The 14,436-nt window shown below is 63.9% G+C and carries 14 protein-coding genes and 1 pseudogene; 4 read left to right on the top strand and 11 right to left on the bottom strand.

The annotated features are described in order from the left end of the window. From XH84_RS34005 to rfaD, 4 genes and pseudogenes are all read right to left on the bottom strand, one after another. Positions 1–297: pseudogene (locus tag XH84_RS34005) on the bottom strand (capsular biosynthesis protein); the annotation flags it as partial. An 84-nt stretch (positions 298–381) separates the two neighbouring features. Further along, on the bottom strand, positions 382–1,668 hold the full coding sequence (locus XH84_RS34000) for an O-antigen ligase family protein (protein WP_128918246.1): 1,287 nt from the start codon (positions 1,666–1,668) through the stop codon (positions 382–384). Beyond that, positions 1,665–3,149 (bottom strand): D-glycero-beta-D-manno-heptose-7-phosphate kinase, encoded by a 1,485-nt coding sequence (gene rfaE1, locus XH84_RS33995; protein ID WP_128918247.1) that lies wholly within the window; start codon positions 3,147–3,149, stop codon positions 1,665–1,667. The genes XH84_RS34000 and rfaE1 overlap by 4 nt, the downstream gene beginning before the upstream one ends. A gap of 12 nt (positions 3,150–3,161) precedes the next feature. Beyond that, positions 3,162–4,142: an ADP-glyceromanno-heptose 6-epimerase gene (gene rfaD / locus XH84_RS33990; protein WP_128918248.1), complete on the bottom strand. Its 981-nt coding sequence runs from the start codon at positions 4,140–4,142 to the stop codon at positions 3,162–3,164. A 154-nt stretch (positions 4,143–4,296) separates the two neighbouring features. On the opposite strand from rfaD, the gene waaF reads away from it, so the two are divergent. Further along, a complete protein-coding gene (gene waaF, locus XH84_RS33985) occupies positions 4,297–5,367 on the top strand; it encodes a lipopolysaccharide heptosyltransferase II (protein ID WP_128918249.1) in 1,071 nt (356 codons plus the stop codon). Positions 5,368–5,412: 45 nt separating this feature from the next. Here the strand turns inward: waaF and XH84_RS33980 are convergent, their stop codons facing one another. From XH84_RS33980 to XH84_RS33970, 3 genes are all read right to left on the bottom strand, one after another. After that, on the bottom strand, positions 5,413–5,796 hold the full coding sequence (locus XH84_RS33980; RefSeq protein WP_347338727.1) for a helix-turn-helix domain-containing protein: 384 nt from the start codon (positions 5,794–5,796) through the stop codon (positions 5,413–5,415). Beyond that, entirely contained in the window at positions 5,796–6,092 is a 297-nt protein-coding gene (locus XH84_RS33975) for a type II toxin-antitoxin system HigB family toxin (protein ID WP_128948624.1), read from the bottom strand. The genes XH84_RS33980 and XH84_RS33975 overlap by 1 nt, the downstream gene beginning before the upstream one ends. 180 nt (positions 6,093–6,272) lie before the next feature. After that, complete coding sequence (locus XH84_RS33970; protein WP_128918251.1) at positions 6,273–7,310, bottom strand: glycosyltransferase family 4 protein; 1,038 nt, start codon at positions 7,308–7,310, stop codon at positions 6,273–6,275. A gap of 126 nt (positions 7,311–7,436) precedes the next feature. On the opposite strand from XH84_RS33970, the gene galE reads away from it, so the two are divergent. The 3 genes from galE (at position 7,437) to XH84_RS33955 (ending at position 11,110) form a co-directional block, all read left to right on the top strand. Beyond that, a complete protein-coding gene (gene galE, locus XH84_RS33965; RefSeq protein WP_128918252.1) occupies positions 7,437–8,450 on the top strand; it encodes a UDP-glucose 4-epimerase GalE in 1,014 nt (337 codons plus the stop codon). A gap of 118 nt (positions 8,451–8,568) precedes the next feature. Continuing rightward, positions 8,569–10,374: an ABC transporter ATP-binding protein gene (locus XH84_RS33960; protein ID WP_128918253.1), complete on the top strand. Its 1,806-nt coding sequence runs from the start codon at positions 8,569–8,571 to the stop codon at positions 10,372–10,374. 34 nt (positions 10,375–10,408) lie between these two features. Next, positions 10,409–11,110, top strand: coding sequence for a fumarylacetoacetate hydrolase family protein (locus tag XH84_RS33955; RefSeq protein ID WP_128918254.1), 702 nt, complete (start codon positions 10,409–10,411; stop codon positions 11,108–11,110). Positions 11,111–11,174: 64 nt separating this feature from the next. On the opposite strand, the gene XH84_RS33950 is transcribed toward XH84_RS33955, so the two are convergent. The 4 genes from XH84_RS33950 to XH84_RS40220 form a co-directional block, all read right to left on the bottom strand. Further along, positions 11,175–12,515 carry an MFS transporter gene (locus XH84_RS33950; protein WP_128918255.1) on the bottom strand — a complete coding sequence of 447 codons (1,341 nt, stop codon included), beginning with the start codon at positions 12,513–12,515 and terminating at the stop codon, positions 11,175–11,177. A gap of 144 nt (positions 12,516–12,659) precedes the next feature. Continuing rightward, positions 12,660–13,118, bottom strand: coding sequence for a YybH family protein (locus tag XH84_RS33945; RefSeq protein ID WP_128918256.1), 459 nt, complete (start codon positions 13,116–13,118; stop codon positions 12,660–12,662). A gap of 11 nt (positions 13,119–13,129) precedes the next feature. After that, positions 13,130–14,059: an aspartyl/asparaginyl beta-hydroxylase domain-containing protein gene (locus XH84_RS33940; protein ID WP_128918257.1), complete on the bottom strand. Its 930-nt coding sequence runs from the start codon at positions 14,057–14,059 to the stop codon at positions 13,130–13,132. 145 nt (positions 14,060–14,204) lie between these two features. Continuing rightward, positions 14,205–14,360, bottom strand: coding sequence for a hypothetical protein (locus XH84_RS40220; protein ID WP_164936107.1), 156 nt, complete (start codon positions 14,358–14,360; stop codon positions 14,205–14,207). Between the last annotated feature and the right edge of the window lie 76 nt (positions 14,361–14,436).

Genomic DNA, 14,436 nt, shown 5'->3' with positions numbered 1-14,436 from the left:
GTAGTCCAGCACGAGCAGAGCGAGCGTCAGCACGGTGGCGGCGCGGATGATGTTCAGCGCATCCGGCAGCGAGATGAAGCGCCACTTCGTCGTGGTCAGGTTGAAGAGGAAGAACACGACCACGCTGAGCGCAAGGAAGTAAGGCAGGATCTGGAACAGCACCGGCAGGCGCTGGAAGAAGCCATCGCCACCTTCGAATCGCACATAGAAGGCGGCAAAGAGTGCCGCCGTCGTCGCAAGCACGTCGTGCAGCGCGATCAGGAAATTGCGCGAGGTGAGATGCGTAAGACGCGTCATTCGCCGACCGATGAAAATCCAGTTACATGCAACCTGACCGCGCTGATAGCCCATCTGGACCAGACTTGCCAGCGGCGCGGACGCTCAGGAACCGGCTTCCCTCATCTTCGCCTCGGCCTGTTGTGCCCGGATCACCATGCCGCCGGCGACGCCGACGCCGATGACGTACATCCAGCCCTCGTGGAAGTCGAACAGATGCGAGTTGAACAGCGAGGTAAAGACGTTCTGCACCACGACCAGCAGCCCGATCCACTTGGCAAGACCGTCGCCGCGAAACAACAGCAGATGCAGGATCCAGATCGTGTAGAGAACGACGACGCCGATCAAGCCCCATTGCACGGCGACGTTCAGCGTCTGATTATGCGGATTGCCGATCACTTCGGCGGATGCCTGGTTGTGGCCTTGAGGCGTCGCGACGCGCTCGAACAATCCGCGCGTCGAGCCGGTACCGTGCCCGACGATGGGTGCCTCCGCGAAGAATCCGAGCGATTTCCGCCAGAATTCGAGCCGCATGCCCATCGAGGTCGACTCGCCCCTTTCCACATAGCCCGTGTAGTCGCGGGTGAACCTCTCGGTCGTCTGACGCAGATGCGGCGAGACCTGCCAGGCCAGCACGGAGCCGGCGAGCAGAGCGGCGGAGACGATCGCGATGCTGCGCCATTTGAGGTGGAGCAGTGCGAACACGCCGAGCATGATTGGAATGGTGACGAGCGCGGTACGCGACACCACCACGAAAACCATGTTGGCGAAGAAGCTCAGCGCCAGCGCCGTGAGCAGTCCGGCGAGCCCGTATCGCTTCTCGCGCAGCAGCGTCACGATCGGATAGGCCAGCGCGACCGCGCAAAGCGCGAACTCCTGACTCTGGTCGATGTAGTTCTTGACGAAGACGCCGCGCTCGGGCGAATCGGTCTTGAACGCGAGGTTCGGGTAGAAGGCGACCAGCCAGGACATCACCGACAACAAGGCGCAGGACGCCAGGAAGGCGATGAAGATCCAGTGGCCGCGCGGCGATCGCTCGAAATGATAGATCAGGACCGGCAGCACGAGCAGCTTCACGGTCGGATTGACCGCATAGAAGCGCGCGCCCCAGGTCGCGTCCGACCAGAGTGTCCCCACCAGCGCGAGCAGGACCAGCGCGATCGGCGCCGCACAGATCGGACGCTTCAAGGATTGCAGGAAGTCGCGGACGTCGAGGAACGGCACCATGCAGAGCAGCATCAGCGCGTTGAAGATCCCCGCAAGCGACGTCGACCAGGGCAACGAGGCCGCGGTCAGGACCGCGAATATATCGACGGTCTCGCGCCAGGCCGCCGGGCTGCGCAGACGGCGAAGCAACATTTCGCCGGTCGTCTCGCGTGCGAGCGCCGTCACTTGCCCCCTCCTCGGGCGCGATGCACCAGCGCCGTCGTGCTGAAGCCCTGGAGGATGTCGACCAGCACGACCACCCCGCCCGCTTCCTCGACGACCTCGTGGCCAACCACCTGCTCGCGGGTGTAGTCGCCGCCCTTCACCAGCACGCCGGGCTTGATCCGCCTGATCAGGTCGATCGGCGTGTCCTCTTCGAAAATGACGACGAGATCGACGGCCTCTAACGCGGCGAGCACCTCGGCACGCGCGCGCTCGTCCTGAACCGGCCGCTCGGCGCCCTTGAGGCGCCGCACCGAGGCATCGCTGTTGAGGCCGACGATCAGGCGGTCGCAGGCGGCGCGCGCCGCGGTCAGTACCTTGACGTGGCCGGGATGCAGGATGTCGAAACAGCCGTTGGTGAAGCCGACACGCAGGTCCTGCCGGCGCCATTCGGCGAGTTGGGCATCGAGCGTATCGGGCTCGAGCACGATCTTCTCCTCGGCCGCGAGAGTGGCATGCGGCAGGATCTTTCGGCGCAGCTCGGCCGCGCTCACGCTGGCGGTGCCTTGCTTGCCGACCGCGACGGCAGCGGCGGCGTTGGCCATGCGCAATGCCGTGTCCCAGTCCGCGCCGGCCGCGAGCGACACCGCGAGCGCGGCGGCGACGGTGTCACCGGCACCGGAGACGTCGCGCACTTTCACCGGGAAAGCCGGAACGTGAACGGCCTCGCCGCCCCGCGGCACCAGCGTCATGCCATGTTCGCCCTGGGTGACCAGGATCGCCTCCCAATCGGCGAGCCGCATCACGTCCTCGCTGGCTTCGACGATGCTCTGCGGCGTGTCGGCGCGGCTGCGGGTCGCTTCCGAAAATTCCTTGCGGTTGGGCGTGAGCAGCGTGGCGCCGCGATAGATCGCCCAGTTTAGGCTCTTGGGATCGACAATCACGGGCTTGCCGAGCTTTCGCGCGGCGTCGATGGTGTGGCGGATGACGCGCGCCGTCAGCACGCCCTTGGCGTAGTCCGAAAGCAGCACGAGGTCTGCACGCGCGATCTGCGGCAGGATCGCCTCGATCAGCTTCGTCTCGATCTCATCGGATACAGGCGCCGTCTGTTCCCAATCCGCGCGCAGCATGTGCGTGGAAAAATGTTCGGAGACGAAGCGGACCTTTCGCGTGGTCGGCCGCGAGGGATCGCACACCAGCACGCTTTCGATCGCAGAGAGCTCGTCCAGCGCCGTCTCGAGCCGTGCACCGGCGTCGTCCTCGCCGACGAGGCCGACGAAGATGCAGCGCGCGCCGAGAGAAGCGACGTTGCGCGCGACGTTGCCGGCGCCGCCGATATGGATCTGGCTGCGCTGGGCCGTGATGACAGGCGTCGGCGCTTCCGGCGAAATCCGCGACACCTCGCCATAGACGAACTCGTCCAGCATGATATCGCCGATGCACAGCACCGTGCGGCCTGAGATGGCTTGCGCGAGGGCGTCGAAATCGAGAATGGGCGTCGGCATGGTCAAAGAGCCTCAGCGGAAGCGGTCGGGCCGGTCGAGGTAGTCCCCGACATAGGCCTTCACGGCATCCTCGAGCGTCGTGAAGCCGCCGTTATAGCCGGCGCGGCGGAGCCGATCGACCTCGCTCTGGGTGAAGTACTGGTAGGCCCCGCGGATCTGCTCGGGCATGTCGATGTATTCGATGTTGGGCTTGGTGCCGAGCGCCGCATAGGCAGCCAGCATCAGATCCTTGAAGCTGCGCGCCTTGCCGGTTCCGACGTTGAAGAGGCCGGACACGGATGGCGTCGCCAGGAGCCACATGACGACGCGCACGACGTCGTCGACATAGATGAAATCGCGGCGCTGATCGCCGTCGGCGATACCCTCGCGATGCGATTTGAACAATTGCACGACGCGGCCGGCCTTGACGTCGTCGAAGCGGCGCGCCAGCACGCTCATCATCGAACCCTTGTGGTATTCGTTGGGGCCGAACACGTTGAAGAATTTCAAGCCCACACATTGCGGCGGCAGCGGATCGCCGTTCGCGCCGCGCCCGGCGACCGCAAGATCGAACATGTGCTTGCTCCAGCCGTAGAGATTCATCGGCCGAAGCTTCTTCAATGCGGGAATCGAGGCGTCGTCGTCGAAACCTGTCTCGCCGTCGCCATAAGTCGCCGCCGAGGAGGCGTAGATGAGCGGCACCGTGCCGGCCGTGCACCAGTCGAGGAGGCGCATCGACATGCGAAAATTGCTCTCGAACACCAGGTCGCCGTCGGTCGCGGTGGTCGCGGAAATCGCCCCGAGATGGATCACGGCATCGAGCTTGCGGCCTTTCAGCCAGTCCACCAGCTCGGCCGGCGGAACGATATCCACAAGCTGGCGCTTGGCGAGGTTTCGCCACTTGCCGTCGGTGCCCAGCAGATCGCACACCACCACGTCGCTGCGGCCCGCGTCATTGAGCGCGGCCACGACATTCGACCCGATAAAACCGGCCCCGCCGGTCACCAGCAACATTCCACCTACCTGCCCGATTTTTTACGTCCCGATCCTGCCCTAGCGCATGAGCCGCCAAAGTGTAAGCGGTTTTGGGATTGAGCGGTCTGCCGGCTTTACCTGCCCGCCGGGAGCGGCTACCGAACCGCCAAATCATTGCGGTCCCGTCTAACGAATGAACCAGAATTCACAACTTAACGGAGATGCAGACCGGAGCGACACGCGCCCGATTCTGATCATTCCCTACATGTGGATCGGTGATTTCGTCCGGAATCACACCGTCGTGCGAGTCCTGAAAGAGCGCTGGCCGAATCGGCCGGTCGACCTCCTCACGACCTCGCTGTGCGCCCCTTTGGTCGACTACATGCCCGGCGTGCGCGCTGGGATCGTCTGGGACCTGCCGCGCGGCCGGCTCGCCGTGGGCCGTCAGCTGGCCTTGGCGAAGCTCCTGCGCGAGCAGAACTACGGCACCGCCCTGGTGCTGCCGCGCACCTGGAAGGCTGCCATCGCGCCCGCCTTGGCCGGTATTCCTGAACGGGTCGGCTTCGTCGGCGAGTTCCGGTTCGGGCTGATCAACCGCTGGCGCTGGGGTGAAAAGAAGCTGCCCCGTTTCATCGACAAGAACGCCGCCCTGGCGCAGCCCGACGGCGCCCCCCTGCCCCCGGAATGGCCGGTGCCGCAATTACGGGTTCCGGCCGAGGACATCGTCCGCTGGCGGCAGACCAACGGCCTCAGCGGCGGGGCTGCGGTGGCGCTCGCTCCCGGCTCGGTCGGCGTCTCAAAACGCTGGACGTACTACCCGGAGGCCGCCCGCCTGCTGGCCGAGCGCGGGCTGGAAGTCTGGGTAGTCGGCGGCCCCGCGGAAAAGGGCCTCGCCCAGGAGATCGCGGCGGCAGGCGGCCCCGGCGTGCGGGACCTCACCGGCAACGATCTGCGCAACGGCGTGCTGGCCATGGCGGCCGCCGGCGTCGCCATCTCCAACGATTCCGGCCTGATGCATATCGCGGCCGCCCTGGGCACGCCCACCATGGGCATCTTCGGTCCGACCAGCCCCTATCTCTGGGCCCCCCTCAACGGCCTCGCCGCCACCCTGGTCCAGGGCAAGGAAGTGCTGTCCTGCCAGCCCTGCCAGAGCACGGTCTGCAAGATGAACGACCACAGGTGTATGCGGAATATCGCGGCGAGCGAGGTGGTGGAGATTGCGCAGCGGGTGCTGGGCGAGGCTGGTGCGAAGGCGGAGAATTAAACGCCGCTGGCGAACGCGGTCCGCAGCGCCGCGGCACCAGTACGATCAAGCATGCGCACGCGACAGCTCATATCGAGCAGTCAAAGCGCCAATTGGAATGCTCCATTCCTTGCTGATGATCCGGATCATGTCCAGCGTCAGTGGACGGATGCGATTCAAAATTTCGGATGCCCGATTGCGTCCGATCAGAGTCGCCAATTCTGTCTGCGATCGCCCCATGGATTCAATTGCGAAATGGAGAACGTCGATTGGATCGCCGTGAGTGGTCGCGAAGTGATTGTCCTCGTACTCCCTGATGAGCGAAGACAAGACTTCGAAGCGATCACCATCAGGCGTGCCTGGAGCGGGCTCGGCCTCGAAATAGCGGGATACTTCCCGGATAGCCCAATCGTAATCCTGTTCATTGCGAAGAGGCCTTACGTCCATCATCACACGGTCTCCGCGTCTATTCCGTCGTACTCTGCGCGCGTGCCGACAAACTTGATGAGAGCTGTTTTGAACTTGGAGGAGAAGTGAACCACAAGGCGATACTTGTTGCCGCCTACGTCGAAGATGGCCCTGTTGTCGCCAACAAAGTCGATGTTGTTTCCAAACGCTCTCTTCAGGTCTGCAGGGCAACTCCAGTCACCCTTGGAAACGATTTCGTGCCAGGTACCCAAGGGGGTCTCCGCTTGGGGGTATCGCTCCCAAAAGATCTTGAGCGCCTTTCCAGCTATTACGTTCATAGCCATAGCATTGTTCCCACTTCGGGATCAACGCAAAATTCCCAATATGGGAACATGATTGTAACGCCAACGCAATCCGCAGAGGCGGTGCACCGGCCGCCAAGCCATTGATTTCGCTACGGCCGCCTATTGTGCATGGGGTTGTTTTCGCGGTTTTATTTTCGGCCCTCCCCGTGTTGCTCAGAGCAGCGGCCGATAAACCTCGCCGATCCGCGCCGCTTCCGCATCGAGGCTGAACTTTGCCAACACCCGCGCCCGCCCCCGCTCGCCCATCGCCGTCGCAAGCGTCACGTCGCGCATCAACGGCTCCAGCGCCGTCGCGAGCGCATCGACATCGCCGGTCGGGATCAGCACGCCGCTTAAGCCATCCTCGACCACGAGTTCGGCCGCGCCGGCGCGCGCGGCGACGAGCGCGCTGCCCGCGGCCATCGCCTCGATCAGCGTCAGCCCAAAACCCTCATTGCGTGACGTGAAGGCGTAGATCGTCAACCGCTGGTACCAGCGCTGCACCGCTTCGATCGGCAGCTCGCCGGTGATAACGATGCGCGATTGCAGGCCGGCGGCCTCGATCCGTTTTTTCAGATCGTTGGCAAAGGGCGTCTGCTCGGCCGTGACCTGGCCGACGATGACAGCGGTGAAATCCGGATAGCGCGGCAACAGGCGGCACATCGCATCGACGAACACATCGGTGCCCTTCTGCGCGCGCACGCGGCCGAAGCAGCCGATCGCATAGCGGCCCGGCAGCGCGGCTTCCGCGAAGGCAGCAGTGCGATCGGTCGGGGGCGCGTAGACATCGGTGTCGACGCCGTGCGGGATCACCGTCGCCTTCACCTTCAGGAACGAGGCCGAGAGATCTGATGTCGCGATGATCGCGTCCATGCGCCGGATCAGCCAGCGCGTGATCCAGCTGTGATGCCGCTGCGCCGCCGAGGTGAACACGAGCTTCAGTGGCCAGCCGAGCGCACGCAGCGCGACACCGGCGATCATCTCGTTGTTGCGCCGCGCGTGCCAGATCAGCGGCGCCTTGCGACGCCATAACTTGAGAAAATCGGCAACGCCGAGGCGCGCGATGCCGGCCGGCGCGTCGGAGCCGAACCAGGCGGCGCGATACAATTTCGCCAGCCGCGGCGCCACCATCCGGTTGGTCGCGGTGACCCCGGAATAGCGCCTGTGCAGATTTGGCACGATCACTTCGAGATCGCTGGGGGAATGGGCCACGTCACGCTCCGTTTGACAGGCACCCTATACGCAACATTAAGCATAGTGACCAGTTCGGCCGCACCGATACCCCCTCTTCACCACGCAAGCGCTAGCTTTGCGCGTTGATCGAAGACGGGTGAGATCATGACTGTGCTAGTCACCGGCGGTGCCGGCTATATCGGAAGTCACACGGTCCTCGCGCTGGCGGAAGCCGGCGAGGACGTCGTCGTGATCGACGATCTCTCGACCGGTTTCTCCGCCTATCTGCCTGAGGGCGTGCCGCTGTTCATCGGCGATGCCGGCGACGAGAACCTGCTCGAAGGCGTGATCGCCCAGCACAACATCGAAAGCATCATCCATTTCGCCGGCTCCGTCGTCGTGCCGGATTCGATGCGCGATCCGCTCGGCTACTACCGCAACAACTTCATGACCGCGCGCAACCTGCTCAACGTGGCGGTCAAGCGCGGCATCAATCGCTTCATCTTCTCCTCGACCGCCGCCGTCTATGGCAATCCGGACCAGGTCCCGGTGCCCGAGCACGCGCCGACGCGGCCGCTGTCGCCCTATGGCTCGTCGAAGCTGATGACCGAGATCATGCTGCACGACGTCGCCGCCGCCTACGGCATGCAATACGTGACCTTGCGCTATTTCAACGTCGCCGGCGCCGATCCGCAGGCCCGCATCGGCCTTGCCACCGTCGGCGCCACGCATCTGCTCAAGATCGCGGTCGAAGCCGCGACCGGCCAGCGCGCCAAGATCGACGTGTTCGGCACCGACTACCCGACCCCCGACGGCAGCTGCATCCGGGACTTCATCCACGTCACCGACCTCTCGCAGGCGCATCGCTCGGCCCTCGCTTATTTGCGCAATGGCGGCGCCTCGACGACGCTGAATTGCGGCTATGGCCGCGGCTATTCGGTGCTGGAGACCATCGATGCCGTGCGCCGCGTGTCGGGCCGCAGCTTTGCCGTGCAATACGCGCCGCGCCGGCCGGGCGACATCATGACCATGGTCGCCGACACCAGCCGCATCCGCGGACTCTTGGACTGGAAGCCGCAATACGAGGACCTCGAGACCATCGCGGCCCACGCTTTGGCGTGGGAGGACAAGCTGTTCCGCGAGCGCCACGGCGAGCTTCGCCACGCCGCCTCGGCCTAGAATCATCCCAAGCGCAAGCCCTTAATTGGGCTTGAAAAACCCCGCTTGAGCGGGCACAGAGGCCCATCGATCCCTGACGCGCGGGCAGGCTTTGTCCTGCGCCGTCAATGGACACCGGATGGCCCAGTTTCCAAAGAAAATCACCGACGATCCCTATGCGGCAATGGCCCTCGTGCGCCGCCTGGTCACGGAACAGGGGATTGTCTACTGGCGGCGCTACCTCGTTGCCTTCGCGCTGATGGCGGTGGCCGCGGGCGCGACCGCATGCGCGACCTACGTGCTCGGCCAGGTCATCAACCAGGCCTATGTCGACAAGAACATCCCCGGCATTGCGATGTTCTCAGCGATCACGGTGATCCTGCTCTTCATCAAGGGCGTGGCAACCTACGGCCACATGGTGATCCTGACCAAGATCTCGAACGCGATCCTTGCCACCAACCAGCGCCAGCTCTTCGCCAAGCTGATGCGTGAGAGCGTCGGCTTCTTTTCCGAGCGCCATTCCTCCGAATTCCTCGCGCGGCTGACGGCCGGCGCCAAGTCGATCACCGACGTGCTCAACATGCTGGTCAACGCCATCGGGCGCGACCTGTTGATGCTGCTCGCCATGATCGGCGTGATGGTGTGGCAGGATCCGCTGATGTCGTTCATCGGCCTCGTCGCGGTGCCGCCGGCGATGCTGGTGCTGCGCAAACTGGTCAAGCGCATCAAGGGCCTCGCCTACAACCAGTTCACCGGCACCGCCGACATCATGGAGACCATGCAGGAGTCGCTGCAAGGCATCCGCACGGTCAAGGCGTTCACGCTGGAAGAGACCATGCAGAATCGCATCGACGAGAACATCGCGATCGTCGAGCGCAACGCCAACAAGATGGCGCGCGTCGCCAACCGCTCCAACCCGCTGATGGAGATGCTGGGCGGCTTTGCGGTCGCGGGCTGCCTGATGTACGGCGGCTACAGCGTGGTCGCGCTCAACGCCACGCCCGGCGCGTTCTTCTCCTTCATGACCGCCTTCCTGATGGCGACCGAGCCGGCCAAGCGGCTGGCGCGGCTCAACATCGACTTGAACAGCCAGCTCGTCGGCGCCCGCATGCTCCTCGAAGTCGTCGACAGCCCGGCGAGCGAGCATTCCGACGACGACAAGCCGGCGCTGAAGCTCTCCGACGCGCGGATCGAGCTGCGTGACGTCAGCTTCGCCTACCGCGCCGGCGAGACCGTGCTCAACCGCATGAGTTTCGTGGCCGAGCCCGGCAAGGTCACCGCGCTGGTCGGCCCCTCCGGCGGCGGCAAATCGACCGTGCTGGCGCTGCTCTTGCGCTTCCATGAAGTGACGCAAGGCGACATCGTGATCGACGGCCAGTCGATCGGCGCGGTCTCGCGCAAATCGCTGCGCTCGCAGACCGCTTATGTCGGCCAGGACGTCTATCTGTTCCGCGACACCATCCGGAGCAACATCGCCTTCGGCAAAGCGGGCGCGGGCGAGGACGAGATCATCGAGGCGGCGAAGGCGGCCTGCGCGCATGATTTCATCATGGGCTTCCCGCTCGGCTACGACACGCCGGTCGGCGAGCACGGCACGCAGCTATCCGGCGGCCAGCGCCAGCGCATTGCGGTCGCGCGTGCATTGATCAAGAACGCGCCGATCATTCTGCTGGACGAAGCCACCGCGGCGCTGGATTCGGAGTCCGAGCGGCAGGTGCAGGAGGCGATCGAGCATCTTTGCCAGAATCGCACCACCATCGTGATCGCGCACCGTCTGCACACCATCATGCACGCAGATAGCATCCTGGTCGTCGAGGGTGGCGAGATCGTCGAGCAGGGCCGGCACGACGATCTGCTTCGCCGCGGCGGGCGTTATGCCTCGTTCTTCCGCCTGCAACACCACCACGATTCCGGCGCCCTGGCGCCGATCAGCGCAACCGCATAGAGTTCGTCCACCTCAAGAGCAGCGAGACCGCTTCATGAACGCCGCCTCCTACGTCATCCCGCTTCCGCCCCAGGCTTCGCTTCCCGTCGTGGGGGAAAGCGGCCGTTATCCGGTCCGCCGCATCTGGTGCGTCGGCCGCAACTATCTCGAGCACATCCGCGAGATGGGCAATGACGAGCGCGCTCCTCCGTTCTTCTTCGCCAAGCACGCCGACATGCTGGTGCCCGACGGCGCCACGATTCCCTATCCGCCGCTGACCAAGGATCTGCATCACGAGGTCGAGCTGATCGTGGCGATGAAGAGCGGCGGCCTCAACATCCCAGCCGACAAGGCACTCGATCACGTCTACGGCTACGCCGTGGGCATCGACCTGACCCGCCGCGACCTCCAGATCGCCTCGCGCAAGAAGGAGCGCCCCTGGGAGATCGGCAAGTCGTTCGACGGCTCCGCTCCGTGCTCCGCGATTCAGCCGGCCTCGAAGATCGGCCATCCCGCCAAGGGCAAGATCTGGCTCACCGTCAACGGCAAGGAAGCCCAGAAAGGCGACCTCACCGAGCTGATCTGGAATGTGCCCGAAATCATCTGGCAGCTGTCGCAGCAGGTGAAGCTCGCCGCCGGCGACATCATCATGACCGGCACTCCCGCCGGCGTGTCGCAGCTGCAGCCCGGCGATAAACTCGAGTGCGGCGTCGACGGTGTCGGCACGCTGAAGGTAAGCATCGGTCAGTCGGAATAAGGCTGAGCTCGAGATCACGGGAAGGCAAAAGCCCCGGGCGTCGCGTCCGGGGCTTTTTGCGGCTTCAAGTTCGCCGCTGATGCGCCCCCGCCGCGTTGATGTCCTTTCCGGTGTAATCGGTCATCATCGCAGTCGCGACCAGCGTCACGACCGCGCAAATCGCGATGTAGACCGCGATCGCGGTCGCCGAGTGGAACATGCCGTACAGCCAGGTGGCGATCAGGGGCGCGGGGCCGCCAGCGATCACGGACGCGAGCTGATAGCCGAGCGAGGAGCCGCTGTAGCGCAGGCGTCCGGTGAAGCTCTCGGCGATCAAGGCGGCTTGCGGTCCATACTGCATGTCATGCGGAATCAGCGACAGGATGATCGCGAGGAAGATGATGGTCAGCGACCCCGTATTGAGCATGGCGAAATAGACGAATCCGAAGATGCCCGTCACAGCAGCGCCGAGCATGTACATGTTCTTGCGGCCGATCTGATCGGAGATATGTCCGCACAGCGGGATCGACACGAACGACAGCACCGAGGCCGAGAGCACCGCGGTCAACAGGAAGTCGCGCGATACGTGCAGGGTGCCGATGCCATAGGAGAACACGAAGGCCGTGAAGATGTAGAACGGCGCCTGCTCCGACATGCGCGCAAACGCAGACAGTAGAATCTCCTTCGGGTATTCCCGGATCACCGTCAGCATCGGTGTGCGGTCGACCTGACGCTCGGCCACGAGCTTCGAGAACACCGGCGTTTCGAGAATGCCGAGCCTGATATAGAGGCCGACGCCGACCAGGATGATGCTGAGCGCGAACGGAATACGCCAGCCCCATGCCAGGAACTGATCGCCCGCCATTTGGCTGAAGGCCAGCACCGCGAGATTGGCGAGGAAAAGCCCGCAGGGCACGCCGAACTGCGGCCATGACGCGATCAATCCACGCGATCGGTCATCGCGGGCCCATTCCATCGACATCAGTACCGAGCCGCCCCACTCGCCGCCGACGCCGACGCCCTGAATGAACCGCAGCACGGTCAGGATCACGGCGCCCCAGATACCGATGCTGGCATAGGTCGGTACCACGGCCACCGCGGCGGTCGCCAGTCCCATCAAGAGCAGCGTCGCGATCAGCGTCGATTTGCGTCCGATGCGGTCACCATAGTGGCCGAAGATTGCCGCGCCAATGGGCCGCGCGACGAATCCAACCGCATAGATCGCAAACGCCTCCAGCGAGCCGACCCAGGGGTCCGAGTGCGGAAAGAAGAGCTTTGCGAAAACCAGACCCGTGACGGTGCTGTAGAGAAAGAAGTCATACCATTCGATCGCAGTCCCGATCGTAGAGGCGATCACAGCGCGGCGAAGCTGGCGCTGATGCTCGGATGCAGTAAGTCGGGTGGCGTCGAGGTCAAGTGTTGCCATGGGAGCGCATCCTCGGATAGGCCCCCCGCTTGCGTAGGTTTCACCTGTCAGTATTGAACAAACGATGCTGGGTTCCAAGAGTTCCAGCCAATGTGGAATGAGAGGCTAAAACTTTAGTCGGTCGATAAGCCCAGCGATGAGGCGCTACCAGGCCTTCACCGGCCGATTGGCGTGGCTAGTCTGCGGCACACCGCGATTGAGCGACATGTGGGAATGCACACACAGCCACCCATCGCCATGTCTCGAGAACACCATCGTCGCCCGGCCGGGGCGTGCAAACGTGCTGCCGTCTTGATGATAGCCCGTGCTCGTCCACGGCGCGATCACCGTCGCCATCGCGCCGTCGGGCGATGCCAGGACCGAGGTCTGATCGAGTACGAAACGAAAGTCGGCCGTCTTCGGCCAGACATTGTCCCATTGCGTCGAGACCCACGGATCGAGACCGGGGATGACATCGTTGTAGGTGCCGAAGGCCAGCACGTCCGGATGGAAGAGCGGCCGCGCCGAGGCGTAGTCGACCTCGCGGACATAGCCCGCGAAGGTCTCCAGCCACGCGCGAAAGAACGCCGCGATCTCCGTGTTCGCGGTCGGCAAGGATGCCATTAAGGGATCAGTCACCGCAGCGCCGAATACACGATGAGACCAAGGACCAGCGCCGTCAGCGAGTACTTCAGCGTGTAGTAGACGCTCCGGTTCCACTCCTTGACCTTGCGGCTGCCGAGATGGATCTCGTAGAGCTTGCCGAACACCTTGTTGAGGACGCCGACATTCTCGCCCTCGACGTTCTGGGTTGCGGACGCCTTGACGATGTGATGGCTGACCCAGCGGTTGATCGCGGTCATGAAGCCGAACTTCATCGGACGCTCGACGTCGCAGAAAAGGATGATGCGGTTGACGTCGGTCGCATTCTCGGCGCTGTGGATGAAGGTCTCGTCGAACATGAAGGCTTCGCCGTCGCGCCAGACGCATTCGACGCCGTCGACCAGGATTCGGCACTTGTTCGAGTTCGGCGTGACCAGGCCGAGGTGGTAGCGCAGCGAGCCCGCGAAGGGATCGCGGTGCGCGCCCAGCTTGCCGCCCGGCGGCAGCATTGCGAACATCGCGCCGTGCACGCTCGGGATCGACTTGAGCAGCTCCACCGTCTTCGGGCACAGCGTGTTCGCCGAGGGCAGGAAGTCGTCATACCATTTCAGGTAAAACCGCTTCCAGCCGCTCTTGAAGAACGAGTAGAAGCCCCAGTCGTTGTTCTTCGCGGCCGCGCGGATGAAGCCTTCATCGAACAGGCGCACGGCCTCGTCGCGGATGGTCTCCCAGTTCTCGCTGAGGGGCTTCAGTTCCGGAAACTGCTCGACCGAGATCACCGGCTTGTTCGGCACGGCCGAGCCGGCGTACATCAGCACGTTGTACGGCGCGAGATAGGTCGAGTGGTCGCCGAGCTGGCGCGCGAAGCGCAGCCGCTGCTTGCCGCGGAAGTGAACGTAAATCGTCGAGGCCGCAAGCACATACAAAATGACGAGTTGCGGCGCAAAAAGCTGTTTCAGCATTTCCCCAAGTTCCCAAGTGACCCAGCCGGGGACGTCATCTACTCCGACCCGACCCGAGCAGCAAGATATTCACCGGTGGGTTGCAATCACGCCGGGGAGAGCATGGGGATGGAACTTGGGGCCAAACCGGCCGAAACGAGATGAATCAAGCCCGCGACAGCGCCTGCAGGCCCTTGAAGATCAGGCGCTTGGGGTCGGTGACGCCGGCGAGATAGAGCCGGCGGATGAACGCGATCACGGCGTCGCGATCGCAATCGGTCAGCGCGACGACGGCGTCGACCGCGATCTTCTGGGCTTCCATTGGGCTCACCTCGGCCTTGCGAGTAACCCCGGCCGAGACAGGCTAGGACTCATCCGTTAAATCGGCGTTAACCGTT

This window comes from Bradyrhizobium nanningense (assembly GCF_004114535.1).
GTDB classification, from domain to species: Bacteria; Pseudomonadota; Alphaproteobacteria; order Rhizobiales; family Xanthobacteraceae; genus Bradyrhizobium; species Bradyrhizobium nanningense.
Note: the sequence above shows the minus strand (reverse complement) of the source record. Positions and strands in the feature narration are given on the sequence as shown.

What these genes read in the sequence shown, in the direction of transcription:
- rfaE1 (WP_128918247.1), bottom strand. Translation starts at nt 3,149, where the DNA reads ATGCCGACGCCCATTCTCGATTTCGACGCCCTCGCGCAAGCCATCTCA.
- rfaD (WP_128918248.1), bottom strand. Translation starts at nt 4,142, where the DNA reads ATGTTGCTGGTGACCGGCGGGGCCGGTTTTATCGGGTCGAATGTCGTG.
- waaF (WP_128918249.1), top strand. Translation starts at nt 4,297, where the DNA reads ATGAACCAGAATTCACAACTTAACGGAGATGCAGACCGGAGCGACACG.
- XH84_RS33980 (WP_347338727.1), bottom strand. Translation starts at nt 5,796, where the DNA reads ATGATGGACGTAAGGCCTCTTCGCAATGAACAGGATTACGATTGGGCT.
- XH84_RS33975 (WP_128948624.1), bottom strand. Translation starts at nt 6,092, where the DNA reads ATGAACGTAATAGCTGGAAAGGCGCTCAAGATCTTTTGGGAGCGATAC.
- galE (WP_128918252.1), top strand. Translation starts at nt 7,437, where the DNA reads ATGACTGTGCTAGTCACCGGCGGTGCCGGCTATATCGGAAGTCACACG.
- XH84_RS33960 (WP_128918253.1), top strand. Translation starts at nt 8,569, where the DNA reads ATGGCCCAGTTTCCAAAGAAAATCACCGACGATCCCTATGCGGCAATG.
- XH84_RS33955 (WP_128918254.1), top strand. Translation starts at nt 10,409, where the DNA reads ATGAACGCCGCCTCCTACGTCATCCCGCTTCCGCCCCAGGCTTCGCTT.
- XH84_RS33950 (WP_128918255.1), bottom strand. Translation starts at nt 12,515, where the DNA reads ATGGCAACACTTGACCTCGACGCCACCCGACTTACTGCATCCGAGCAT.
- XH84_RS33945 (WP_128918256.1), bottom strand. Translation starts at nt 13,118, where the DNA reads ATGGCATCCTTGCCGACCGCGAACACGGAGATCGCGGCGTTCTTTCGC.
- XH84_RS33940 (WP_128918257.1), bottom strand. Translation starts at nt 14,059, where the DNA reads ATGCTGAAACAGCTTTTTGCGCCGCAACTCGTCATTTTGTATGTGCTT.
- XH84_RS40220 (WP_164936107.1), bottom strand. Translation starts at nt 14,360, where the DNA reads ATGGAAGCCCAGAAGATCGCGGTCGACGCCGTCGTCGCGCTGACCGAT.